We start from the raw sequence: 393 nt of genomic DNA, 5'->3' as shown, positions 1-393 counted from the left end.
CTACGAGAAATACGGCATCTCGGCGCGCATCGCCTATAATCGCCGCGAACGCTTCCTGCGGCAGCTGGCGGGCGGTTCGGGCAACGAGCCGATCTTCGTGCGCGATTACGGCCAGTTCGACGGCAGCGTCGCCGTCAACGTGACGCCTGCCCTGCAGGTGTTTGTCGAGGGCACCAACCTGTTCAATGCGAAATACTTCACCACCGGCCGGTTCGACAACCAGTTGCTGACCTATCAGAATTTCGGGCCGCGTTACGATGCGGGCGTCCGCTTCTCGTTCTGAACGACATACGGTGGGCGGGGTCGGCTACGCCGGCTCCGCCCATTCCTGCCGTTTTCCGGGGTGACGCGGCCCGATGATGCGGTACACCTTGTGAAAGCAAGGGGGAAGAC

The 393-nt window shown here is 62.3% G+C and carries 1 protein-coding gene; it reads left to right on the top strand.

Annotation, left to right across the window (positions count from 1 at the left end):
* Positions 1-283 (top strand): hypothetical protein (locus tag AC0IYH_RS29660; RefSeq protein ID WP_471837646.1); only part of this gene is annotated, 283 nt, incomplete at its 5' end.
* Positions 284-393: the final 110 nt, after the last annotated feature.

The sequence above is a fragment of the Pseudomonas sp. AC463 genome (assembly GCF_979253585.1).
Note: the sequence above shows the minus strand (reverse complement) of the source record. Positions and strands in the feature narration are given on the sequence as shown.